Annotated in this window: 20 protein-coding genes and 1 pseudogene; 14 read left to right on the top strand and 7 right to left on the bottom strand. The window is 70.2% G+C overall.

Annotated elements, in window-relative coordinates; all coding sequences use genetic code 11:
* Positions 1-133 precede the first annotated feature (133 nt).
* Entirely contained in the window at positions 134-3,199 is a 3,066-nt protein-coding gene (locus tag L3i22_RS54480) for a S8 family serine peptidase (protein ID WP_221322880.1), read from the top strand.
* A gap of 106 nt (positions 3,200-3,305) precedes the next feature.
* On the opposite strand, the gene L3i22_RS41330 is transcribed toward L3i22_RS54480, so the two are convergent.
* Together L3i22_RS41330 and L3i22_RS41325 are read right to left on the bottom strand one after the other, a co-directional pair.
* A complete protein-coding gene (locus L3i22_RS41330) occupies positions 3,306-3,980 on the bottom strand; it encodes a DUF2071 domain-containing protein (RefSeq protein WP_221322879.1) in 675 nt (224 codons plus the stop codon).
* A 136-nt stretch (positions 3,981-4,116) separates the two neighbouring features.
* Positions 4,117-4,740, bottom strand: coding sequence for a glyoxalase (locus L3i22_RS41325; RefSeq protein WP_221322878.1), 624 nt, complete (start codon positions 4,738-4,740; stop codon positions 4,117-4,119).
* Positions 4,741-4,957: 217 nt separating this feature from the next.
* On the opposite strand from L3i22_RS41325, the gene L3i22_RS41320 reads away from it, so the two are divergent.
* From L3i22_RS41320 to L3i22_RS41310, 3 genes are read left to right on the top strand one after another with little or no spacing between them, the layout of a single operon-like run.
* Entirely contained in the window at positions 4,958-5,578 is a 621-nt protein-coding gene (locus L3i22_RS41320) for a septum formation family protein (protein WP_221322877.1), read from the top strand.
* 7 nt (positions 5,579-5,585) lie between these two features.
* Positions 5,586-7,775 carry an AAA family ATPase gene (locus tag L3i22_RS41315; RefSeq protein WP_221322876.1) on the top strand — a complete coding sequence of 730 codons (2,190 nt, stop codon included), beginning with the start codon at positions 5,586-5,588 and terminating at the stop codon, positions 7,773-7,775.
* Positions 7,776-7,799: 24 nt separating this feature from the next.
* Positions 7,800-9,359, top strand: a complete 1,560-nt coding sequence (locus L3i22_RS41310; RefSeq protein ID WP_221322875.1) for a GGDEF domain-containing protein — start codon at positions 7,800-7,802, stop codon at positions 9,357-9,359.
* 42 nt (positions 9,360-9,401) lie between these two features.
* Here the strand turns inward: L3i22_RS41310 and L3i22_RS41305 are convergent, their stop codons facing one another.
* Complete coding sequence (locus tag L3i22_RS41305) at positions 9,402-10,154, bottom strand: hypothetical protein (protein WP_221322874.1); 753 nt, start codon at positions 10,152-10,154, stop codon at positions 9,402-9,404.
* Positions 10,155-10,168: 14 nt separating this feature from the next.
* Here L3i22_RS41305 and L3i22_RS41300 point away from each other — a divergent pair, with 14 nt between their 5' ends.
* The 7 genes from L3i22_RS41300 (at position 10,169) to L3i22_RS41270 (ending at position 17,036) form a co-directional block, all read left to right on the top strand.
* Positions 10,169-11,998 (top strand): GGDEF domain-containing protein, encoded by a 1,830-nt coding sequence (locus L3i22_RS41300; RefSeq protein WP_221322873.1) that lies wholly within the window; start codon positions 10,169-10,171, stop codon positions 11,996-11,998.
* Positions 11,999-12,103: 105 nt separating this feature from the next.
* Positions 12,104-12,673 carry a dihydrofolate reductase family protein gene (locus L3i22_RS41295; protein WP_221322872.1) on the top strand — a complete coding sequence of 190 codons (570 nt, stop codon included), beginning with the start codon at positions 12,104-12,106 and terminating at the stop codon, positions 12,671-12,673.
* A gap of 226 nt (positions 12,674-12,899) precedes the next feature.
* Complete coding sequence (locus L3i22_RS41290; protein WP_221322871.1) at positions 12,900-13,319, top strand: hypothetical protein; 420 nt, start codon at positions 12,900-12,902, stop codon at positions 13,317-13,319.
* A complete protein-coding gene (locus tag L3i22_RS41285; protein ID WP_221322870.1) occupies positions 13,271-14,083 on the top strand; it encodes a hypothetical protein in 813 nt (270 codons plus the stop codon). Before L3i22_RS41290 ends, L3i22_RS41285 begins: the two co-directional genes overlap by 49 nt.
* A gap of 28 nt (positions 14,084-14,111) precedes the next feature.
* Positions 14,112-14,516 carry a hypothetical protein gene (locus L3i22_RS41280; protein WP_221322869.1) on the top strand — a complete coding sequence of 135 codons (405 nt, stop codon included), beginning with the start codon at positions 14,112-14,114 and terminating at the stop codon, positions 14,514-14,516.
* Between the two features lie 13 nt (positions 14,517-14,529).
* A complete protein-coding gene (locus tag L3i22_RS41275) occupies positions 14,530-15,612 on the top strand; it encodes a hypothetical protein (RefSeq protein WP_221322868.1) in 1,083 nt (360 codons plus the stop codon).
* Between the two features lie 284 nt (positions 15,613-15,896).
* Positions 15,897-17,036 (top strand): hypothetical protein, encoded by a 1,140-nt coding sequence (locus tag L3i22_RS41270; protein ID WP_221322867.1) that lies wholly within the window; start codon positions 15,897-15,899, stop codon positions 17,034-17,036.
* Positions 17,037-17,209: 173 nt separating this feature from the next.
* On the opposite strand, the gene L3i22_RS41265 is transcribed toward L3i22_RS41270, so the two are convergent.
* Together L3i22_RS41265 and L3i22_RS41260 are read right to left on the bottom strand one after the other, a co-directional pair.
* Positions 17,210-17,455 (bottom strand): Arc family DNA-binding protein, encoded by a 246-nt coding sequence (locus L3i22_RS41265; RefSeq protein ID WP_221322866.1) that lies wholly within the window; start codon positions 17,453-17,455, stop codon positions 17,210-17,212.
* 74 nt (positions 17,456-17,529) lie between these two features.
* Positions 17,530-18,649 (bottom strand): annotated as a pseudogene (locus L3i22_RS41260) (IS630 family transposase).
* Between the two features lie 241 nt (positions 18,650-18,890).
* Here L3i22_RS41260 and L3i22_RS41255 point away from each other — a divergent pair.
* A complete protein-coding gene (locus L3i22_RS41255; protein WP_221322865.1) occupies positions 18,891-19,784 on the top strand; it encodes an IS5 family transposase in 894 nt (297 codons plus the stop codon).
* A gap of 60 nt (positions 19,785-19,844) precedes the next feature.
* Here L3i22_RS41255 and L3i22_RS41250 read toward each other — a convergent pair whose 3' ends face one another.
* A complete protein-coding gene (locus L3i22_RS41250; RefSeq protein WP_221322864.1) occupies positions 19,845-20,045 on the bottom strand; it encodes a hypothetical protein in 201 nt (66 codons plus the stop codon).
* A 189-nt stretch (positions 20,046-20,234) separates the two neighbouring features.
* Between L3i22_RS41250 and L3i22_RS41245 the strand changes: the two genes are divergently transcribed.
* Together L3i22_RS41245 and L3i22_RS41240 are read left to right on the top strand one after the other, a co-directional pair.
* Positions 20,235-20,906, top strand: coding sequence for a hypothetical protein (locus L3i22_RS41245; RefSeq protein ID WP_221322863.1), 672 nt, complete (start codon positions 20,235-20,237; stop codon positions 20,904-20,906).
* Between the two features lie 175 nt (positions 20,907-21,081).
* A complete protein-coding gene (locus L3i22_RS41240; protein WP_221322862.1) occupies positions 21,082-23,187 on the top strand; it encodes an MMPL family transporter in 2,106 nt (701 codons plus the stop codon).
* A gap of 14 nt (positions 23,188-23,201) precedes the next feature.
* On the opposite strand, the gene L3i22_RS41235 is transcribed toward L3i22_RS41240, so the two are convergent.
* Positions 23,202-23,645: a hypothetical protein gene (locus L3i22_RS41235; protein WP_255657560.1), complete on the bottom strand. Its 444-nt coding sequence runs from the start codon at positions 23,643-23,645 to the stop codon at positions 23,202-23,204.
* Positions 23,646-23,657: the final 12 nt, after the last annotated feature.

The raw sequence follows: 23,657 nt of genomic DNA, 5'->3' as shown, positions 1-23,657 counted from the left end.
GGACCGGATCGTTCGGTTACGAGTTTGTTTCGCGGCGTACCGGTTCGCGTCCCGCCGCTGTCGGCCGGATCGATGTTCTTCGTAGGTTCAGCTCGCCCGGCGCCTGGGGTGCCGGGGGAGAGGAATCACTGCTGTGCGACCGTTTCTGAACCTCCGGCGACTCGGCACGAGCCTGGCCGCCCTACTCGTCACGATGGCCGGGTCCCCGCTGCCGGCCCACGCCGATCCGCTCGGTGACGGGGCCGCCCCGACCACGCCGAACCTGTCCGGACGGTACGTGGTCCGGCTCGCCGAGGCGCCGCTGGCGTCGTACGCAGGTGGGGTCTCGGGTTTGAAAGCCACCCGCGCGCCGCAGGGCGCGAAGCTCAGCCGGACCACCGCGGACGCCGGCGCCTACCGGGATCACCTCGGGCAGCGGCGCGCCGCCGTCGCCAAGGCGGCCCGGGTCAGCGTCGGGCGCGCCTTCGACACCACCTTCAACGGTTTCACCGCGACCCTCACCGCCGGTCAGGCCGCGACGCTGCGCAAGACCCCCGGCGTGGCCGCGGTGGTCGAGGACAGGCTGGTCCACGCGCAGATCTCGACGACCGCCGACGAGCTCGGCCTGACCGGGCGCGCCGGCGTCTGGCAGCAGTCCTTCGGCGGCGACAAGCACGCCGGCGAGGGCACCGTGATCGGCGTGATCGACAGTGGTTACTGGCCGGAGAGCCCGAGCTTCGCGCCGCTGTCCGAGCCCCGGCCGGACGCCCGGACGATCGCCGCGAAATTCAAGGGCACCTGCGATTTCGGTACGGCGGAGCCGGCCCGCTGCAACAACAAGGTGATCGGCGCCCGCTGGTACGACAACGACGGCCTCTCCACGCTGAACCCGGCCGAGTTCAAGTCCCCGCGTGACAGCAACGGTCACGGCACCCACACCGCCAGCACCGCGGCCGGCCTCAGCGGCGTGCACGCGACCGTGTCCGGGATGGACATGGGCACGATCACCGGGATGGCCCCGGGCGCGCGGCTCTCGATCTACAAGGCGCTCTGGTCCGACGGCGCGGGCGGGGCGGTCGGCAGCATGACCGACATCATCGCCGCGATCGAGGACGCGGTCGCCGACGGCGTCGACGTGATCAACTACTCGGTCGGTGACGACAGCGAGGCGTGGACCCCGATCGACGAGGCGTTCTTCAACGCCGCCGCGGCCGGGGTGTTCGTGGCCGCCGCCGCGGGCAACGCCGGTCCGGGCGCCGGCTCGGTCGACAACACGCTGCCGTGGGTGACCACGGTGGCCGCCACCGAGCAGGACCACCGCTGGCTGCGCACGATCAAGCTGGGCAACGGCAAGACGTACACCGGGGTCGGCATCGGCGCCGCCGGCGTCTCGGCCGGGCTGCTGGACAGCCGGTCCGCGTCCACGATCGACGGCGACGACTACTGGGCGAGCATGTGCCTGGCCGGCACGCTCGACCCGGCCAAGGTCAAGGGCAAGGTGGTGCTCTGCGCCCGGGGCGAGTCGGCCCGGGTCGCGAAGAGCCAGGTGGTCGCGGACGCCGGCGGCGTCGGCATGATCCTCTACCAGCCGGAGTGGGACCCGAACGCGCTGATGGCCGACCTGCACGCGGTACCGACCGCGCACGTCGACGTGCCGACCGGCGCCGCGCTGCTCAGCTACGCGGCCACCGCCACGCCGACCATCAAGATCTCGGCCGGCGTCTACACCCGGGTCGAGGCCCCCGCGGTCGCCGGCTTCTCGTCGTCCGGTCCGTCCTCGCTCAGCGGCGGCGACCTGATCAAGCCGGATGTCGCCGCGCCCGGCTCGGACGTGGTCGCCGCGGTCTCGCCGGCCGAGCACGACGGCAATTTCGCGATGATGTCCGGCACCTCGATGGCGACCCCGCACATCGCCGGGATCGCGGCGCTGGTCAAGGCCAAGCACCCGAGCTGGGACCCGACCGCGATCCGTTCGGCGCTGATGACCGGATCCAGGGACAAGACCGATAAGGGCAACCCGCTTTGGTACGTCGATCAGCAGGCGACCCCGCTCAACTACGGCTCCGGTGAGGTCGTGCCGGCCGCCGCGCTCGACGCCGGGCTGGTCTACGAGTCGACCCCGCAGCAGTGGGCCGGCTTCCTGTGCGGCGCGTACGAGATCCGCGAGGACAACAACGACTGGGGCTACTACCCGGACTGCACCGGGATCGACGCGACGCCGCCGGCCGCGCTCAACTATCCGTCGGTCGCGTTCGGCAAGATGGTCGGCACCCGCTCGATCCAGCGGACCGTCACCAACGTCGGCACCCGGACCAGCACGTACGTCGCCAAGATCGACGCCCCGAAGGGCTACTCGGTCAAGGTCAGCCCGGCGAAGTTCACCGTCAAGCCGGGCCGGTCGGTCACCTACACGCTCACCGTCACGCACGCCGGCGGCGCGTTCGGGGTGCCGGTCAGCGGCAACCTGACCTGGGTGGACGCTCAGGGCCACCGGGTGCGCAGCCCGATCCTGGTGAACAACACCCAGCTGGTCGCGCCGGAGAAGCTCACCGGCACCGGCACGAGCGGCAGCCTCGGCGTCGCGCTGCAGCCCGGCTGGCAGGGCAAGCTGGAGATCGACCGGGCCGGCCTGACCGCCGGGACCACCACCGGATTCACCCTGACCGGCATGATCGGCAACGCCTGGGACGACACCTACGAGACCATCCCGAACCCGGCGCCGCCGGCGATGACGGTCGCCAAGATCCACGTCCCGGCCGGCAGCCTCGGCCCGAACGTCCGGGTCGACGCGCAGTACACCCGCTGCTTCTTCGACGACGACGACGAGGGCGCCTGCGGCGACTTCTACGCCAAGATCTTCAACGCCAAGGGCGAGTTCGTCGACGCGCAGTTCATGCACCTGCCGCACACCGCGACGCTCAACCTGCCGGACGGCGCCGGCGACTACACCCTGGTCGTCGAGCAGACCGACCTGTGGAACCTGCCGGCCGGCCAGAACAGCCAGCAGCTGAGCTACACGGTGATCACCCCGGGCGCGCCCGGCGTCAACACCGGCACGTTCACCGCCGGCCCGGCCCGCAGCACCATCAAGGCCGGCTCCATCAGCACGATCACGGTCCGCTGGTCCGGCCTGGAGGCCGGCAAGCAGTACCACGGCGTCCTCGCCGTCAGCGACGGCCACACGGTCGTCCGCCGCATCCCGGTCACCGTTACCGGCTGAGAACCTTCACCCCCCAGAGGAAGGCCGGGCCCGTTCACGGGCCCGGCCTTCCGCCCCGAACGGCCGGCTCGCCATGGTGGTCGGCCGTTCGGACGTCAAAGTCGAGTCAGGGCCGGCGAGTGAGCCCGTGGTAGGTCCAGCGATATTTCGCGTTCGTGGTGCGGGCGACACTGTCCAGGACGGCTCCGGCGTCCAGCCAGGGCTGCACCAGCGATCCACGGACCGCACGAGCGGCCAGCGGTTCATAGCCCTTGTCCTCTTTGAACAGGTCGAGGATGGTGAGCTGCCCTTCGTGCCGGGACGTTCCGTAGCTCCGGATCCCCTCGGCCAAGAAGGCCGAGAAGTCCCCGAGCGTGGGGAACAGCGACGACGACCACCGTTGAGCCGGGACCGCTCGACCGTTGAAGCGGTCGTTGCCCAGGGCGACCAGGAACGACTCGTCGTCTCTGCTGATGTTCGCGGACAGATGCTCGTGCTGGGCCGAGAACCCGGCCCCGGTGAAGAGGGAGCCGAGAGCCGAGTTGGTCGTGCGCTCGGTGACGAAGACGGCAGGGCGGCCGCCGGACCTCTGATCGAGAACTCCGTAGCGCCGCGCCGCACTGACGCTCCGGACGCCGAACAGGGCGGGGACCGGACCGGCCGTGACCTTGCTGAGCCGCAACACGCACACCGAGGCAACCGCGTCGCCGTCTACGAGCTGGGGGGTCAGCCAGGCAACCGGGAGCAGCCGTTCCAGGTGGTCGGCGGGCAGACGGTAGGTGAAGATGATGCGTTCTTCCACCAGAGCGCGAACTGAGGGCAGCTGGCTACCCGTCGCCGTCAATTCGGGGGGATCAAGTACCGGCATGGGACACAAGTCTGCACGCCTGTGCCGCGATGACACCAGGGCCCACCGGACTCGGACAACGGCCTGGGCGTCAGGCAGCGTGTGCGGTCGTTTCCCCCCACACGAATCCGTCAGGATCGGTGAACGAGCCGTTATCGCCGTTGATCGAGATTCGGTGCGAGCCGGTACCCTCCGCGGCTGTCCCGACGTCCTTGGCGGCGGCACGGCGGGTGTACAACGCCAGCTTCATCGGTGAGTCCCCGGCGGTGAACTCGACGTACTTACTGCCGAAGCTCTTCGCCACGGTCATTCCGTGCTCGAGGTAGAACTGCTTGGTCGCCTTGACGTTCTCGACGCCGAGGAGCAGAACCACAGCCTCGACCCGCCGGGTGGCCGGAGCGGTGTTTTTCTTCGACGAGGTCGCCAGCTTCCAGATCGTGCCGTCCGGTGCTTGGACGACGCCACCGTAGCCCCAGAAGCTCTTGGTCACCGGCTTGAGCGCGGTAGCGCCGGCGCCCAGAGCGGCCTCGGCGAACATATCGACGTCGGCGGGCTGCGCGACAACGAGTGAGACCGCGAATCCGCGGAAGCCAGTGGTCGGTGCCTCCGACCGATGCACCCGGACGATGTCGCCCAAGTCGAACGCGGCCTGGTAGAACGCTGCGGCGGCGGCAGGGTCGGACGCTCCGACGCTGATGGAGTTGATCGTTGTCATGGGTTCCACGCTACGAATCGGCGCCATTCACCGCTTCTTGATTCCTGACCGATGCGTTGCGACGCGCGCCCTCATCTGCTTGATATGCAGGCACTGCCGCGATGCGCCCACGCCGACGTTCGCACGGAACCGTCGTCGCCCGTCTGCGGCAGGTCACGTGCCCGAACGTCTGGTGGGCGTTTGGTCCAGCGTGACCATGGCCATTACGGTGACCGCCGTGAATGCAGACCACGGGGACCCCGCACCGCAGCCGATCGAGACCCCGCCGACCGCCGGTGAGCCGCCCTACCCGGGTGCGCAGTTCGGGCAGCCCTGGCCGGACTCGGCGCCGCGGGAGCCGTTCACGCCGCCGAAGCGGCGCCGGGGTGCCTGGGGCTGGTTCAAGCTGATCCTCGGGGTGGGCATCGTGCTGGCGTTCCTCGGTGGTGTCTTCTACACCCACGTCATCGACCCGGACCGGGACGACGCCGGTAACGTCCGCGGGAACCGGTCGATCGCCGTCACCGACGTCCGGGCGGGGGACTGCACCAGCCTGAACCCGTTCCTCTCGCTGGTCGGCGACCTCGACGTGACGCCGTGCACGACCGCGCACAACGCCGAGGTGATCGGGCGCCACACCATGCCGAAGGGGACCTGGCCGGGTGCGGACGCGGTCGACCAGGCGGCGAAGACCGAGTGCTCCGGCCGGTTCCAGGCCTACACCGGTACGGCCGCCGGCACCGGCGACGTCGACACCGTCTTCGCGACGCCGACCGAGAGCACCTGGAGCCGGGACCGCGACATCGTGTGCTTCGCCTACAAGTCCGGCGGCGGCCTGACCAGCACACTGCGCCACTAGAGCAAGCGTGCGGGAACCACTGCTGGCCGCCTCCCTCGCGCTGCCCAGCGCGACCGGGCCGTTCGTCGGACGGGCCGAGCTGCTCGCCGAACTGCACGCTGAGCTGACGAAGCCGTACGCAATGATTCTTCTGATCGGCGAAGCCGGCGTCGGAAAGACCCGGCTGGTCGCCGAGGCGCTGGCCGGGTCCCCGGTGCCGGTGGTCGTCGCGCACTGCGACGACCTGCGCGAACCGCAGCCCCTCGGGCCGCTGCTGGACGGGCTGCGGCTGAAGCCGCCGCTGGTCACCGGGCCCCCGCTCGACCCGGACGCGGACCGCGCCCGGCTGCTGCGCGCGATGGCCGCCCTGCTGCGCGAACGCGGCCCGCTCGTGGTCGCCCTGGAAGACCTGCAGATGGCCGACCCGGCCACGCTGGACCTGATCGATCACCTGGCGGCGCACCCGGTGCCCGGCCTGACCATCCTGATGACCATGCGGGATCCGGACGCGGTCCGGCCGCTGCCGGCCGCGGTGCGCCGGCTGCCGGTCGGCCCGCTCGGCCGCGACGAGGTCGGCGCGCTGGCCGCCTCGCTGCTGGCCCGGCACGACCCGGGTGCCGAGCCGCCCGGCCGGTTCGTCACCCACCTCTACGAACGCACCGCGGGCATCCCGTTCCTGGTCGAGGAGGTGATGCGCACCCTGGTCACCGACGGCGACGTCGAGCGCATCCAGCGCCACCCGGAGGCTCTGGGCGACATCCCCGCCCTGCTCCGCGACGTGCTCCAGGCCCGCCTGAGTCACCTCGGCGAGAACGCGCGGGAGATCCTCGGCGCGGCCGCGGCGATCGGCCCGGCCGCCGACCCGCGCCCGATCGCGGCGGTTCTCGGCGTGGACGACCGGACCGTTGCGGTCGCGCTCGGCGCGGCCCGCGACGCCGGGCTGCTGCACGAGCTCGACGGCCGCCTCTGGTTCCGGCACACGCTGGCCCGCCAGGTGGTCTACGAGCTGGTGCCGCCGACCGCCCGCCGGCTGCTGCACCTGCGCACCGCGCGGCTGCTGGAGGAGCAGAAACCGCGCCCGGTGACCCGGCTCGCGCACCACTACCGGCTGGCCGGGAGCGCGGCCGACCACGTCCGCAACGCCGAGGTGGCCGCCGACCTGGCGGCCGCCCAGGGCGACGACGCGACGGCGGCCCGCTTCCTGCTGGAGACCACCGGGTACCCGGACCTGCCCCGCCCGGTCCGGGTCCGGCTCGCGGCGAAGCTGGCCTGTTCGGCGATCGAGAGCGTCGCGCAGGCCGACGCGATCCCGGTGCTGCGCCGGCTGCTCGCCGACCGGCGCCTGCCGCCCGGCGCGCGCGGCGAGCTCGGCCTGGCGCTCGGCCGGATGCTGCGCCAGCAGGGCGAGGCCCGCGAGGGGTACGACGAGATCGAGCGGGCCGTGCCGTACCTGCGCCAGCACGGCCGCCGGGCCCGGGCGCTGGCCGTGCTCTCCGCGCCGGACACCGTCGTCGGCCGGCACGTCACCGAGCATCAGCGGCTCTGCGCCGAGGCCGCCGCCGAGGCCGAGTTGTCCGGGGACCCGCAGGCCCGGCTCGCGGTGCTGATCGCCCGGCTGTCGCTGGCGCTGGAGACCGGTGACCCGGCCGCCGAGGCGGACATCGCGGCCGCGCTGGCCGGCCAGACGTTCGCCGGCCGTCCCCGGGAACGGGCCCGGGCCTGCCTGAACTGGGCGCAGGGCGCGCTGCACACCGACCGCACCGCGCTGGCCGCCCGGCTGCTGGACATCGGCCGGCGGCTGGTCGACGACGCCGACTACGAGCGGCTGCGCCCGGTGGTCGAGCTGACCGAGTTCGGCCTGGACCTGGCCGCCGGCCGGCACGACGGGCTGCGGGCGCGACTGCTGCACTTCCTGGACCGGCCGTACCGGCTGCCGCTGGCGATGGCCGACGCCCGGCTGTACCTGGCCCGGCTGGGCGGCGACGAACCCGGCCTGCGCGCGGTCGTCGCCGAGGCCACCCGGACCGGCGCGGTCTGGCCGCTGGTGCCGGCCCGGACCGCGCTCGCCGCCCTGCTGATCGCCGCCGGCCGGGCGGACGAGGGCCGGGCCGAGGCGCGGGCGGCGCTGGAACTGGCCACCGGCAAGGGCCTGCGGGCGTGGGGCGCGGAAGCGGCCCGGATGATTACCTCACGTCCGGCGCGAATCAGCCGACCATAGAGCCATGCGATACGGGGTGTACCGATGAATCGCCTGCCGGTGCTGGTCTCGCCGTACGGTCCCTACGCCGAGCTCGCGCTGCACGTGCACGATTTGACCATCCGCGGGCACCACACCGAGACGCTGCACGCCGCCGACGAGGCGGAGGCGATCACGCTGATGCTCGGCGACCACCGCACCCACCGGGTCAGCCGGCTGGGCCGGATGTACGCGCTCAAGTGCCTCGGCCGGCTGGACGAGGCGTTGCGCATCGCCGAGGACCTGATCGAGGACCAGGCCCGGCTGGGCGGCCCGAAGGCCACCGACGCCAAGATCATGGCGGACGCCGCCGAGGTGCTGATCGACCTGGGCCGCATCGACGACGGCCTGCACTACGTGGCCCGGGCGATGGCCGTGCTGGACGTGGCGCCGCGCAAGGGCCTGCGCTACTTCTCCGCGATGGCCTCGCTGGCCCAGGCCGCCCGGGTCGCCGAGCTGTTCGAGCTCGCCGACGACGCGATGCGCCGGTCCATCGAGGCGTTCGACCCCACCGACGACGTGTACCGCTCCGCCGCCGCGCTGACCCAGGCCGAGCTGTGGCTGGAGTGGGCCCTGCGCCTGGACCAGGTGGGCCGGGCCGAGGAGGCGGCGCACCTGGTCGCCAAGAGCACGACGGCCCTGGAGTACTGGATCGATCAGGGCATCGACTCCCCGCTGGGCATCGCGCTGCTGGCCGTCTGCCACGCCAAGGCCGGCCGGATCAAGGAGACGTTCGCCCTGGTCGACGAGCTGCTGCCGAAGATGCGCGCCGCCGAGCAGAACCACGAGTCGCGCCTGCTGCACCTCGCGCACGGGCTGGCCCTGCGGGCGAACGGCGAGTGGCGGGACGCCCGCCGCGAGTTCCGGGCCGCCGTGGAGCTCTCCGTGCTGCGCTCGCAGCGGCTGCTGTTCCAGTACGAGCTGACCATCACGGCCGCGCTCGAATTCCCCGGCGAGGTCACCCAGGCCGTGCTGGAGTCGCTGCGCAGCCACGTAGAGGCGCTGTGGCAGCTGCGGCTGGACCGGCGCACGATGCTGCGCCAGGCCTACCGCCGGGTCGAGCTGGAAGCGGCCCGCACCACCGCCGACCTGGCCGCCACCTCGGACGCGCTGACCGGCCTCGGCAACCGGCGGATGTTCGACCGCCGGATCAGCACGGTCGCCGACGGCGGCTCGCTGCTGCTGATCGATGTCGACCACTTCAAGGACATCAACGACCGCTACTCGCACGGCGTCGGCGACCGGGTGCTCGGCGAGATCGCCGCGGTGCTGCGCTCACACTGCCGCCACGACGAGGTCGCGATCCGCTTCGGCGGCGACGAGTTCGCGGTCTTCCTGGCGACCGGCGAGCAGGAGGCCCGGCAGGTCGCCGAACGCATCCGCCGGGTGATCCAGGCCCGCGACTGGAACACCATCATGCCGGGCCTGACGGTCACCCTCAGCATGGGCCTGGCCGCCTGCCGCCCCGGCGAACCGGGCCGCGACCTGTACGACCGTGCCGACGCCCACCTGTACGTCGCCAAACGAGCCGGCCGCAACCAACTGGCCGCCGCCGCGGCCGCCTGACCCGCCGGAGTTCCCTCGCAGGCTTTCCGTCGGCGCCACGCCTCACCCGGCAGGCGCCGGCAGTTCCACCGTCGTGGTGACGCGCACCAGGGCCGGTGACCGCGGCGCCGACCCGAAGCCGAACCGCACCGGCGGGTCGAGAACGGTGAGCCGCCCCAGATCGGTCCCGTCGAGCTCGCCGCTCGCGGCGGTGATCCGGTGCAGGTCACGGGCGGCGTACCACTCCCGGCGGCCGTTGCCGGCACTGCCGTAGGTGCGCACGCCCCGCAGCAGCCGCGCCGGCCGGTCGACCAGCCGCACCCAGCTCAGCCGTCCGGCGAGCGGCGCCGGCACCAGCCGCAGCAGGCCGCCGAGCGCACCGCGCCCACCGGTCTCGAACCGCAGGGTGAGCCCGCCGGCGGTGACGGTCCACGCGTTCCCGGCCCGCCGCATCGCCGTCGGCACCACCCGGACCTCGTCGAACGAGTACGTCTCGGCGATGAACCGGCCCAGCTCCGGGTCCGGCGCGAGCAGCACCCGCCGCCCGTCGCGGTGTTCCACCATGACGTCGGTGACCGCCCCGAACGGCGAGTCGACCCAGTGCCCCACCACCAGCCGGGGCCCCGCGCTCATCCCCACCCCGGCGATCCACCCGTCGAACCGCACCCGTTCCATCCCCACCTCATACCCACGATCGGCTCGCCGCCACTCCGGCGCCGGTGAGTTGACGCCGATCTCCGGCCCGGCGATCCCGCGGCGCGCCGACCCGGAGAACGCGCAATAGTCGGACTTCGCGGCCGCGGTAGAACGGGGCAAGGGATCATGGGGCGGTGAGTGCCCGTACCTTCGCGATTTTGTCCCCGTTCGTCGGCGGTGACTACTACGGCGCGATCATCGAGGGGATCAACGCCGCGGCGGTGGCCGGCGGTGACCGGGTGATGGCGATGCAGACGCTCGATCCGGGCGCGCACAGCGCCGACCGCAGCGGGATCCCCGAGTACCACCGGCCGGTGTCCTGGGCACATCTCGCCGGGCTGGCGGTGCTGCCCGGGGCGGTCGGCGCGGACTACGCCGCCGCGGCGCGCCGCGCGGGACTGCCGGTGGTCGTGGTGGCCCAGGACCCCGGGGACAGCGGGGCGTCGGTGGTGCTCGCCGACAACCGCAGCGGCGTGCGGGAAGCCGTGGCGCACCTGATCGAACACGGGCACCGGCGGATCGCGTTCGCCGGCTACCTGGCGCATTTCGACCTGCGGGAGCGTCACGAGGGATACCGCGAAGGGCTGCTCGCGCACGGCATCACGCCGGATCCCGCGCTGCTGTTCGACACCGGGGACAACCACGAGAGCGGCGGGGCCACGGTCGCCGACGCGCTCGTCCGGGCCGGGATGCCGGCCACCGCGATCGTGCTCGGCACCGACCGCAACGCGATGGGACTGATCGGGCGGATGGTCGCGGCCGGTTACGACGTACCGAAGGAATTGGCGGTTGTCGGGTTTGATGACATCGCGGACGCGGCCTATCTGCGGCCGGCGCTGTCAAGCGTGCGGCAACCGCTCGATGAGGTGGGCGCGGCCGTCTACCGGCTGCTGGCCGGGGAGAACGCGGAACCGGTGGAGGTGCGGGTGCCGACGATCTTCCGGAACCGGGACTCGTGCGGCTGCCCGCGCACCGGGCTGCCGATCTCGGAAACGGGCACCCGTTCGCTCTTCGGTGAAGTGCAATATCTGCAGAGCACCCTCAACATTCAGTACGACCTCGGGCTCGCGTTGCTCGGCATCGAGCAGGGCGACGCCCGTACCCTCGAATGGCTCGGATTGACCCCGGCGTCAGCCGGGTGCCTGGGTTTGTGGGACGACGACCTGGCGGAGGACAGCCTGCGGCTGGTCGGCGAGTTCCGGATCGGCGCGGGCGCACCGGACGCGGCGATGCCGGTGTCGAAGTTTCCGCCGGCGGAACTGTTCGACATGGCCGACGGGGCGGCCGGCGACATCGTCTTCACCGTGCCGGTGCGCAGCCGCGCCCGGGACTGGGGGATGCTCGCCGCGGTCGGCCGGATCCAGTCGACGACGCCGCCCGGGCGCGAGATGATGAACCACTCCGGGGCGCTGCTGGCGTCGGCACTTGACTATCAGGTGATGATGGCCGCCCTGCGTGAGCAGGAGGAACGGCTGCGCACGGCGGCGCTGCGCGATCATCTGACCGGGTTGCCGAACCGGGTGCTGCTCGAGGATCGCCTGGCGTTGGCCGAGGCTCGGGCGGCGCGGGAGCCGGGATATCGGTTCGCGGTGCTGCTGCTCGATCTGGACGGGTTCAAGGCGGTCAATGACACGTTCGGGCATGCGGCCGGCGATGTGCTGCTGATCGAGGTGGCGCGGCGGCTGAGCACGCTGTTGCGGCGTACCGACACGGTGGCGCGGCTGGGTGGTGACGAGTTCGTGGTGCTGATCGACGGGCTGATGACTCCGGACGCGTACCAGCGGGTGTGTGACGCCATTCAGAAGACGGTCGCCGAGCCGATCGACATCGACGGCCGTACGGTCACGGTTGGCGTCAGCATCGGCGTCGCCGTCTCCGGCGACGGGACCACCGACTCCGACCACCTGCTGCGCGAGGCCGACGCCGCGATGTACCAGGCCAAATCCGCCGGCCGGCGGCGCTGACCGCTTCGATTGTTCGCGATCGGGGCGGCACGTGTCGGATCTGCCGCGGGTCGTTCGTAGAGCGGGTAAGGGCAGTCGGTTTCGGGACCATGGATGGGTGATGGCATGGGCAAGCTCAGCTACGTGACGAACGTGTCGGTCGACGGCTACATCGAGGACGAACGCGGCGGGATCGACTGGTTTCCGATCGGCGACGAGGTGTTCGCGTTCCACACCGATCTGTTGCGGTCCGTGGGCACGTTTCTCTACGGGCGGCGGCTGTACGAGGCGATGGCCGTCTGGGAGACCGATCCGGCTCTGGCCGCGCGGTCCGGCCTGATGGCTGACTTCGCGAGCGCCTGGCAGGCGGCGAGCAAGGTCGTGTACTCCACGACCCTTGCCGCGGTGTCGACCGCCGGTACCCGGCTCGAACGCCGTTTCGACCCCGCCGCGGTGCGCGAACTGAAGGCCTCGGCCGGCAGCGATCTCACCATCGGCGGTGCTGACCTCGCGGCGCAGGCTTTCCGGGCCGGGCTGGTCGACGAGTGCCGCTTGGTCGTCCTGCCCGTCCTCCTCGGCGGCGGCAAGCCAGGCCTGCCGACCGGCATCCGCGCCGACCTCGAACTCCTCGACGAGCACCGCTTCCCGAACGGCGTCGTGCATCTGCGCTACCGCGTCCCGGGCAGCGCCCGATAGCCCTTGCCCGTCCGCCGACCCGTGCTTTGGGCAGGTCAGCGACTTGGTGGTCGAGGGGTTCGAGTCCCCTCGCAGGCTTGGCCTTCGCACGGGCCTCGGCCAGGTCGCGGCGGAGGTCCTCGGCCAGGCGCGCCGTTGTGCCACGTTCCCGGTGGGCCCAGTGTCGGATAACGGATCGATTGAACCCGGCGTTCCCGATCGCTGTAATCTCCGGCGAGCACGGCGCATGGCGTTTATCGATCTACGGGGGTCGGTCAGTGGGGCAGTCCGGGTTCGCTACCACCGGGAGTACGCCGAGGTCGAGGCCGCATTCTTGGACGGATACGAGCCGGACCGCAACCCCGTCGACCGCAGCTTCGAGCGGGAAGCTGCCGAACTGACGGTGACGGGTTCCTCGCCGGACGGCTGGATCAGCATCACCAGCCGAGCCTTGGCGTCGTGGACCGTCGTGGTCGGACCCGGCGCCCAGCGTGAACTCTTCCAGGACCGGTTCGTCACCGAGGCCCTGACCGCCGCCGACGGCACGATCAACGCCTACCGTTCGGGCCGCGCCCGCCTGCTCGACCAGTATTACGACCTGGGGGCAGGCCTGCCCGCGTGGCGCCGCGCCGCACCCACCGACAACGCAATCCGGGAGAGCCGATGATCGCGCCCCGTCGCCTGAAGTGGTTCGCGCTGGCCGTAGTGCTGGCCTCCCTGGCCGGCTGCGTCGACGGACCGTCCGCCGAGGGCCCGGCGCCATCCGCTGTCGCCAGTTCCGCGCCGCGGCCTGCGCGGAGTGCTCCGGCGTGCAAGCCGACCGTCACCGAGACCGGCTTCAACTTCGACGGGCAGACCGTTCAGTACGGCATCGTGACCCGTAACAGTTGCCCATACGCCGTCTACAACGCCTCGGTGAAGGTCCACCTCCTCGACCCGTCGGGTGCCACGGTCGCGGCAAGCGAGGAGGAGTCCCCGAACATCGTGGTCATGCTGCCGGGTCAGGAACTCGCCGGTGCTGGGCGCTTCTACCTCGACAAGGAGGGCGCCGAGATCGGCAAGGTTGAGGCGGCCTTCGACGGAGCGACACCGGTCTCCGCCAGCGCATTCGCTGGATGGCCTCGTGAGGTTCGGGTTGTCGATGTGAAGGTCGGTGCTGCCGACGGGGACGGCCGTTCCACCGTGACCGGTCGCATCGTCACCGACCCGTCCGGCGCTGGGCTCTGCGCTCCCGCGGCAACCCTGATCCTGCGCAACAAAAGCGGGAAGATCATCTACGGGATGAACGGCCGGATCACCGCCGATCAGTTCGTTGAATTCACGCTCGCGCTGCCCAAGGCCACCGACCGGAGCAAGACCACGGTGCAGATCGCGCTGGGTCAGCCCGCGCTCAGTCTCACCCCGGTCGCCACCGCGGCCTGCCTTGCCTGAACCATCACCGACGACACGGGGAGTCAGCATGGCCGACCAGTTCACCGCCAACATCAATGACCTGCTCATCATCGGCAGAATGGACCTGCTGCTGATGGCCACCACCTACGGCAAGGTCAACAACGCGGTCGCTTTGACGGCCGGCAGCCAGGCTGCAGCCTTCCAGGTCTCGGCCGATGGCCCGGCGAGCCTGATCACCGCACTCTGGCAGGAACTGCGCGACGACCTGCAGAACGTTCTGGGCCACAGCGCCGAGAACCTGTTCAGCGCCGCCCAGACCGTGGTCCACATCGCCGAGGTGTACGAGCAGACCGACACCGAATCCGGCCAAGCCATCCTCAAGGCCGCCTGGGACAGCGGGAATCCGTCCGGCACCCTGGCCGGAGAGCGCATCCCCGCGGACCAGCCGCCGGTGATCCAGATCGCCGGATAGGCAGGACAACGTCATGGCCGACGGATACGTCTACCGCAGCTACGCCGACCTGCAATCACTGGGCCAGCGCGTCGTCGACAAGGCCGCCGAGGTCGTCCTCTGGCAGGACAACTCGTACAGCCAAGCCCAGCAGGGCTCCATCGACGACTACGCCAAGTCGCAGACCCCTGGCATGGCCACCAGCAATCCGCACTACCTCGCCCCGACCTCGGGAAGCCCTGAGGACAACGCAAACGTGCAGGCATATGTCCGGGAAGCCCTCGCCGATGTCCCCAGCTACTTCACCGCGTTCTCCATACCCGACCCGGACAGCATCAACGAGTCCCTGACCAGCCCGCTCTACCGCACCGCCGGCACCCTTATCCCCAGCCTGAGACTCACCCGCAAGGCCGGCGGGCAGCTGTCCACCGAGACCCTCGCCGGCGCGGACTCACAGGACGAGACCGTCGGCCAACTCGTCGACTATGTCACCACCATCCGCATGAAGTACTGGACCGGCGATGCGGCCGACAACTTCTCCGGATACTGCTCCGCGCTGACGCACGCCGCCGGCCTGCAACACCAGTACGCCACCACCCTCGCCGAGGTCATGGACGCCCACCTGGAGCTACGGCGCCGGCAGCTCACAGACGTCTGGACCATCGGCGAGAACACCATCAAGACCCTGGACTCCCTCGACCAGTGGTGCATGAACCGCAAGAAGGGCACCCAGACCGTGCTGACGGTGGTCGGCGCGATCGCCGCGGTCGTTGTCGTCGCCGTCGCACCGGAGAGCCTGCCCGCCGGAGCCGCCATGGCCGCCGAGTCGATCCAGTCCCTCGGTGCCATCCTCGGCACGGTGCCGGACCAGAAGGATGAACGCTTCGAGATCGCCGGTGCCACCGTCCAAGCGGTGATCCAGTCGATGACCGAGGCCATCCAGAAGCTTCACGACCGCATCGACTACCAGGAGCAGCTACTGGCGAACGCGCTCGGCGCCCTGCGGAACGCCGTGAACGGGAGGCGCTCGAAGCTGTTGATAACGCCGCCGGGCAAGTTCACCAGCCTGGCCGACGCCGACATCACCACGCTGCGCAACGTCTTCCACAGCTACTGACGCGCCCAGGCCGACATGATCGACCCTATTACCCAGGATTGCCCAGTTAACGGTGTAAATGTTGTTCGTGTCTTGGTGTCGGCGGTGATGTGGATCTATGCGCGTGGTGCGGAGAGCCTGCCGTCGAAGGTGGAATTGCGCGAACCGCGGGTCGCGCGGGGCCTGGTGCCAGGCTCGATGTGGTAAACGGGTATATGCCCAAGAGTCGTGGTCGTCCCGGGGGACGGGGTAAGCCGCAGCGTCCGCAGCGCCCGGTGCGTGAGCTGCGGTTGTCGGATCGGTTGATGCGTGACGCGGTGACGATCGTGTCCGTGGACAGTGCGCTCGAGGCCGAGCGGTGGGCCAGTAGCTGGCTCGGCGCCGCGTGGTCGGCCGCGGGGCTCGGCGAGCGCGAGCCGGAGAAAACTTTCCACCTGGAGGTCGCCGGCCGGGCGTCGACCCGGCCGTCGCCGGATGGGCTGGCCGCGGTGGCGGCGCTGCGGCGTGTCGCTGCCACTGAGGAGTGGCCGCTGCTGGATGGCACGCTGGAGATCTTGTCGGAGAGTCAGCCGATGCCGCAGTGGTTCGAGGTTCCTGCCTTCGAGCCGGCTCGGGCGTGGCAGGCGGTGGATGTCTGGGACAGCGAGCACGTGCTGTTCATCGAGTTCGCCGGGCAGCGCCCGCACACGTTGATGGCGCAGATTTCCCTGGCGGCCGGTGTGCTGGTGGACAAGCTGGCGGTGCTGGAGCCGGGGGCGGCGGAGACCTGGAACCGGCTGCGCGAGCCGGGCGAGGTGCCGATGCCGGCCGTCGAGAGCCCGGTCGACGTCGTGCTGGCGGAGTTGGCGAATGCTCTGCGGGCCACGGACATGACCTGGCCTCGTCCCGACGACGAGGATTTCCTCGACCTGCGGGCGCTGGCCTGGTCGCGGTGCCGGCCGTACCTTCCGGACTTCGGTGACTGGCAGCCGATGGGCGATGCGGAACGGGAACTACTGCTGGACGGGTTCGCGCCGGCGGACGACACGGTCGCCAGGTCGCTGGCCGATCTGTTCCTGGATTACGGCGACGGTTACATGACCAGTGGCCCACTGTGCTGGAGCCCGGAGCAGGTCGGCTTGTTCCTGGACGACTGGCTGCCGCGCAAGGCGGTGCTGGATGCCGAGCAGCGCGCCGCGTTGCCGGATGTGTTGCGGCGCTGGATCCGGTACACGCTGGAACGCCGCACGGTAGACCCGGTATGGATCGGTCCGGTGGTCGACGCTGTCGACGTGTTCCTCCCCGGGTTCGAGGAGGCGTTCGACGACTCGGCGGCGTGGGGTCCGGCCAAGCAGATCGCCGCGGAGCTGGAGGCCCGTGGTGTCGATCTCTCCGACCCGGAAGCCGTGGAGGACGCGATGCGGTCACTCAATGCCGGACGCCTGGCTCGACGTCTGATCGAATGATCACGCGAACGGGGTAACCCCGTGACGATGTGGTTCTGCCGGCTCATAGGCTGGTGGCAAGTCGATGGTGGATGCCTGCCATGGTCAACTGGCCGGTCTGGGTCAGTTCGCGGCCTGGGCCGGCCCAGCGGATCGCGGCGACCACGCCATGTCCTCTTCAGGCGTCCGGCGTATCACTCCGGCAGGCTCGCAGCCCTGGGCGTGGTGGTGCGTGCCGGCAGATCGAAGTCGGTGCCGCCGAGCTGGGCGAACCGGTCCGTGAGGGCGCTGAACAGATCGGTTCGTGGTGCGTCTTCGGTGACAGCGGTGGTCAGGATGGCGCGGATCTCAGCCTCCATGGAGCGGCCGTTCCGGGTGGCCCGAAGCCGGAGCTTTTCTTTCACCGCATCGTCAAGATCTCTGATACTGAGAGCCGCCATGAACCCTCCCTCGGTGGCAGAAGTTGACAGCAATGCTAGTGCGTTGACCACGAACGTTCGCCGGGTCTGATCCGTCAGGCGGCCTTCGTTCGGGGTCGGCCCCAGCGTTGTTGTCGTTCGCTGCGGATCCGGGCTCGTTCACGGCGTTGTGCGGTCAGGACGTCGGGGTGGCGGGCGTTGGCGTTACGCCATCGCAAGTATTTCTGCAGCTTGCGGGCCAAGACGGTGTGGTTCGGGTGGTCCGAGTTCGCTATGGTGAACATGCGCAAGGGCCCGAACTGTGCCTCGATCGGGTTCGCCCAGGACGCACTGGTCGGCGTGAGACACAACTCGACCTTGTTCCGGACCGCCCAGGCCCGGATCGTCGGCGTCTTGTTCGCCGACAGGTTGTCCAGGATGACGTAGATCGGGGCGCCGTCCGGCCGCGTCCTGCGGATCGTTTTCAGTGCGGACAGGGTGTGATCTGCGCCTTTGCGACGCCGGTTCACGCCCCAGAGCTGGTCGTCGCCGAGGCTGTAACAGCCGTGGAAGTAGCGGATGCCGTGCGTGCGGTGGTAGGTCGCCGGCAGTCGGTCCGGATGCGATTGTCGTGCCCAGCCGCGGCCGTGGTGCGGACGAATCGAGAGCGGCCCGAACTGGTCGAACGCGAAACACCGGGTGGGAAATCGGGTGGTGACTTCCTCGATCCGGTCGAGTTTCGCGTCGAAGTCCGGGTCCTTCGATTCCTTCCAGGTGCGGGTCCGCTGCCAGCTGACCTCGTTACGGCGCAGGATCTGCCGCAGCCGTTCCCGGCCGATCATGATCGGCCGGGCGGCGCCGGTAGCCAGGTAGTCGGCGAGTTTACGCAGGCTCCAGCAGGTGAAGGGCCGCCCGAGCGTGCTCGGGCGGGCCGTGGCCGTCGCGACGATGAATGCCTCATCGTCGTCACTGATCCGGCGGGGACGGCCTCCCGCCCCATTGAGGGTCCAACGCACGAAGACCGATCTCGTTGAACGAGTGGATCACGTCCCGGACGGTGTCCTCATGCCCGGCGATCAGGCTCGCGATTGCCGAAACCGGCGTCCCGGACGCCGACGCCATGATGATCAACGCCCGGCGTACCCGGACCGAATCGTGCTTGCCCCTACGGACAAGTTGTTGCAGCTTGCGGCCCTCATCCTGCGTCAACCGCCGTGCCCTGACCGGCTCGGCCAACCTGCCACCTCACTCTCAACAACGCATGTCACCGCCGTTGAGAGTGAGCCGTCGTCAGCAGTTACCGACGGAGGCGATCCGGCGTGTCACCGACCCGGTAAACGTTCGTGGTCAACGCACTAGGGCGTGTTTTAGAAGTTGGTTTTGCCGGTGAGGGTCACGGCGTGGCGGTCATCGATAACTGAAGAGGTCTCCGGTAAGTGGTTCAGCGACCAAGCTAGAACTTCATACCGGAGACCTCGTGGCCACCTTAGCGGTGACGACGCGGCATGACCTCACCGACGCTCAGTGGCAGCGGCTTGCTCCGTTGCTGCCTGCTGTGTCGGGGAACGGGCGGCCGCCGAAGTGGACGAAATGGCAGCTCATCAACGGGATCCGCTGGCGGATCCGGAACGGGGTTCCGTGGCGGGACGTCGCCGCCGTCTATCCGCCCTGGCCTACCGTCTATGGACTGTTTCGCCGCTGGCAACGCGACGGCACCTGGGACAGCATCCTGGCCGCTCTGCAGGCCCATGCCGATGCGGCCGGCCGGATCCGCTGGGACATCAGCATCGACTCGATGACCAGCCGCGCCCATCAGCACGCGGCCGGTGCTCGCCGCGACGGGCAGTTGCAGAAGGAACCGCCCGGCGGCGTGCACACCGAACCTGATGATCACGGCCTGGGGCGGTCGCGGGGCGGGTTGACCACCAAGACGCATCTGGCCTGTGAGCAGGGGCAGAAGGTCATGGCGTTCATCGTGACCGCCGGGCAGTGCGGGGACAGTCCGCAGTTCATCCCGGTCCTGTCCAGGATCCGGGTCGGCCGGCCCGGCGGTGGCCGGCCCCGGACCCGCCCCGACACGGTCCTCGCCGACAAGGCCTACACCTCGAAAGGAAACCGTTCCTACCTGCGTAAACGCGGAATCCGGGCGTGCATTCCCAGCAAGAGTGACCAGGACGCCCACCGCAAAGCCAAAGGCCGCAAAGGCGGCCGGCCACCCGCTTTCGACCGGCTCGTCTACCGGCAACGCCACGCCGTCGAATGCGGCATCAACCGCCTCAAACGCCACCGCGGCGTCGCGACCCGCTACGACAAACTTGCCGTCCGCTACCAGGCAGTTCTGACCATCACCATCATCTGCGAGTGGCTCTGACCTGCTTATGAAACACGCCCTAGCGCGCTACCGGTCCGCAGGCGGCTGAGCTCATCAGCGTTACTCGGCTGCTGCCTGCATGGTGCTGCGCAGGTGTGCGAGCGCTTGGTTGATCATTTCGGCTACGGAGGCCGGGCCGGGATCGAGATACTCGGCGGTTTCGGTGATGTCTGGATCATGGATGAAGCGGAATTCAACAGCACGGCGAGCGGGTCGTCGAGCAGGGCCAGATGCCGTTTGCGTGGTGGCCGAGATCGGCACGGGAGCCGTCCCGCGGGGCTCGCTTGCTGCGCGTTTGGTCAGACGCGCGGGCAGCGGTTCGCCGGGGATGGCGGTGAGGTGGTTCGCATGGGTGCATCGTCCGGCTTGCCTTTGCCGGCCCGGGCGAGTCGGGAGGCGCCGTCGTCAGGGGTGGCTGTGCCTAGAGACGCCCATGTGTACGGTGAGGTCATGGACACGGAGCGCGACAGCCGTACCTTCGAGCGCACTGTTCTGAAATACGCGGCCGGTCTGTGTCTGGTCCTGCTGCTTCTTGTCGCCCGCCCCGCCTACGAGGACATCGCGGCCCGCAGTGACTTCGCCGCCGGCCGCCTGACGATGCACAACGCGACCGTGTTGACCACGGCAGTCGACTCCGGCTGGGACACGAACTCGCACTGGGTGACGCAGAAGATCTCGCTGCGGCTGGACAACGGCGCGGTGCTGACGACACCGCCGAGCGGGACTGTCGTCGATGTGGACGAGGGCGCCACCGTGCCGGTCGGGTTCTCCGGCAGTCGGCTGGTGTCGGTGAATGGCGCCTACGTCAGATCGAACTCCGTCCTGGTCGTCTTCGGGCTGTTGATCATGTCGGGTGCGCTCGTCCTGTCAGGTATCTACACCGTGCTGATTCGCAGGTCTTCCTCGGCACGGCGCGATCCGTACACCGCGGGCTACGTCACCCAGGCCCTGGTGTTGTACCTGCTGTTCCTCCTGCTCGGAGGCCTGGTTCCGGACGGCCGATACGCAGGATGGCGGCCCGTCATGGGACTGCTCCTGGCAACGGCCATCCCGCTGATCGCCTTCTGGATCCGTTCCCGCCGCCCCGCCCCGGCTCCGATCGCGCAACCGGACAAAACCTAACTTTCGGTCTGCTGGCCACATCGATCGCGGCACGGATGGCCGCGGTCTGCCGCGGAAATAGGGGTGCCAGCTACACCTCGCATCCGGATGCGGCGGCCATGGTCCACTCGGGGTCGCAAACCTACGTTGAAGGCACGCACAGCTCATAGGCGGCCAAAACGGAGGTAAACCGGCCATGACCGACAAACTGCGACGCCGCAAGTGGTGGACGGCGCTGCTCTGGCTGCTGATCGCGGCCGCCGCCGTCCCGCTCGCCGGCAGACTCGAGGACCTGCACGTCAACGCCACCGTCGCGGAGATGCCGCGCGGCGCGCCCGCTACCCGGGTCGCCGAGCTCGCGGCCCGCTTCCCGGACGGCGGCATCGCCCCGGCAATCGTCGTCTACCAGCGCGACTCCGGCCTCACCCGACAAGACAAGATCAAAATCGAGCAAGACCGGCTTCGGTACGGCGGAAACCCCGTGACCTCCGCCGACGGGCAGGCCGCGATCCTGGTCGTCCCGCTCCCCGATGATCCGGCCACGCTGGCGGGCGCGGCCCGTGCCGTACGGGAAAATGTTGCCGTTGATTCTCCGGGTTTGACCGTGAAACTGACCGGCCCGGCCGGCGCCGCGCTCGACGCGGCCGACGCCAAGGAGCGCACCGACCGGACGATCACGCTGGTCACGCTCGGTGTGGTGATCCTGCTGCTGTTGATCGTGTACCGCAGCCCGCTGCTGTGGATCCTGCCCCTGCTCAACGTCGGCCTGGCGGTCCTGCTGGCCCGCGCCACGCAGTACATTCTCGGCGCGCACGCCGGCCTGACCGTCGACCCGGAGAACGCCGCGGTGGTGACCGTGCTGATCTACGGCGTGGGCACCGACTACGCGCTGTTGCTGCTGGCCCGCTACCGCGAGGAGTTGCGCCGGCACCCGGACCGGCACGAGGCGATGCGGGTCGCGTTGCGCGGCGCCGCCCCGGCGATCGTCGCGTCGGCCGCCACCGTCAGCCTCGGCCTGCTCTGTCTGCTGGCCGCGGACATGGGCTTCAACCACGCCCTCGGCAGCGCAGGCGCGATCGCCGTCGTCGCCGCCCTGCTCAGCACGACCACGCTGTTCCCGGCGTTGCTGCTGATCCTCGGCCGCCGCGTGTTCTGGCCGCTGATCCCACGCGCCGGCGCAACGCCCGACCCGCAGGTAGCGGGCGGTTTGACCGCTCGGCGCCCGCGCACCGGCGCGACGTCCGACCCACAGGTCGCCGGCCACTGGATCGCCCGGCGGCCGCGCACGGTGTGGCTGCTCGGCCTGCTGGTGCTGGCCGGCCTGACCGCCGGGATGTCCGGCATGCGGATCGGCCTGACCAGCGACCAGGCGATCACCGGCCACCCGGAGTCGATCGCCGGCCAGGAACTGCTGGCCACGCACTTCCCGGCCGGCCAGACCAAGCCGGTCCGCATCGTCGCCGCGATCCCGCTGACCGCGGAAATTCGTGCCCTGCCGGGCGTGGCGTCGGTAGGCGAGCCGGTCCGCTCGACCGACGGCACCCTGGTACGCACCGACGCCGTGCTGACCGCACCGGTCGACTCGACCGAGGCCCGCGCGACCGTCCAACGCATCCGCGACGTCGTCGGGCAGCGGGGGAGCGTAGGCGGCGCGACCGCCGAGGCGATGGAACGCGACGCGGCCCAGACCCACGACCACAACGTGGTGATCCCACTGGTCCTGGGCGTGGTCCTCATCCTGCTGCTGGTGTTGCTACGGGCGTTCACCGGCTCGCTGGTCCTGATGGCCACGGTCGTCGCGTCGTATGCCGCGGCGTTCGGTGCGGCCTGGCTGATCTTCCGGCACGTCTTCGGCTTCCCTGCGGTCGACGTGCAGCTGCCGCTGATCGGGTTCCTGTTCGTGGTGGCGCTCGGCGCCGACTACAACATCTTCCTGCTCTCCCGGGCCCGCGAGGAGATCGCCGCGCACGGCTACCGCGAGGGGCTGCTGCGAGCGCTCGCCGCGACCAGCGGCGTGATCACCAGCGCGGGCGTGGTGCTGGCCGCGACGTTCGCCGCGCTGACCCTGGCACCGCAGGTCGCGTTCAAGGAGATCGGAATCCTGGTCGCGGTCGCGGTGCTGCTCGACGCGATGCTGGTCCGGCTGATCCTGGTCCCGGCGATCGCGCTCGACCTGGGCCGCTGGTTCTGGTGGCCGGCGCGCCCCGGCCGCCCGGACCGGAAGGCGCCACTCCCGGCCAGGCCGCGCACCCCGGCCGATAGCGGCGATCCGGCCCGGCCGCGGACCTCGGCCGCGCAGTGAAAGGGCGGCGGCGGTCAGGTCCGGCCGTCGCGCTCCTGGGCCTGGCGCAGGGATTTGCGGTGCGGCACCCAGTCCGCCAGCCGCACCGGGAAACCCTCCCGCTCCAGGCGCTTGATCACCTCCGGGTCGTCGTCGACGATCACCGCGACGGTTCCCTCGGCGGCCAACCGCCGTACCCGGAAAGCTTTGTAATCTTTTGCCGGCCGACGGTCGTGATCGGGTCGCATCAACAGCCGCCCGGCCGGCAGATCGTGCTCCTCGAACCATCGCTCGGTGACCGCCCGCAGCCGCTCCGGCCGCCCGGTGAGCCAGACCAGCTCATGATCCTCGGCATACTCGTGCACCAGATCCACCCCGGGCCGCAACGCCAGATCACGATGGGCCGCGGCGAAGAACGCGACCCAGTTCTTCGGCCGTTTCTCGACATGCCGCAGCCGGTGCCGCACATCGGCGACCACGCCGTCGACGTC

Origin of the sequence: Actinoplanes sp. L3-i22 (assembly GCF_019704555.1) — a bacterium.
Lineage (GTDB): Bacteria > Actinomycetota > Actinomycetes > Mycobacteriales > Micromonosporaceae > Actinoplanes.
Note: the sequence above shows the minus strand (reverse complement) of the source record. Positions and strands in the feature narration are given on the sequence as shown.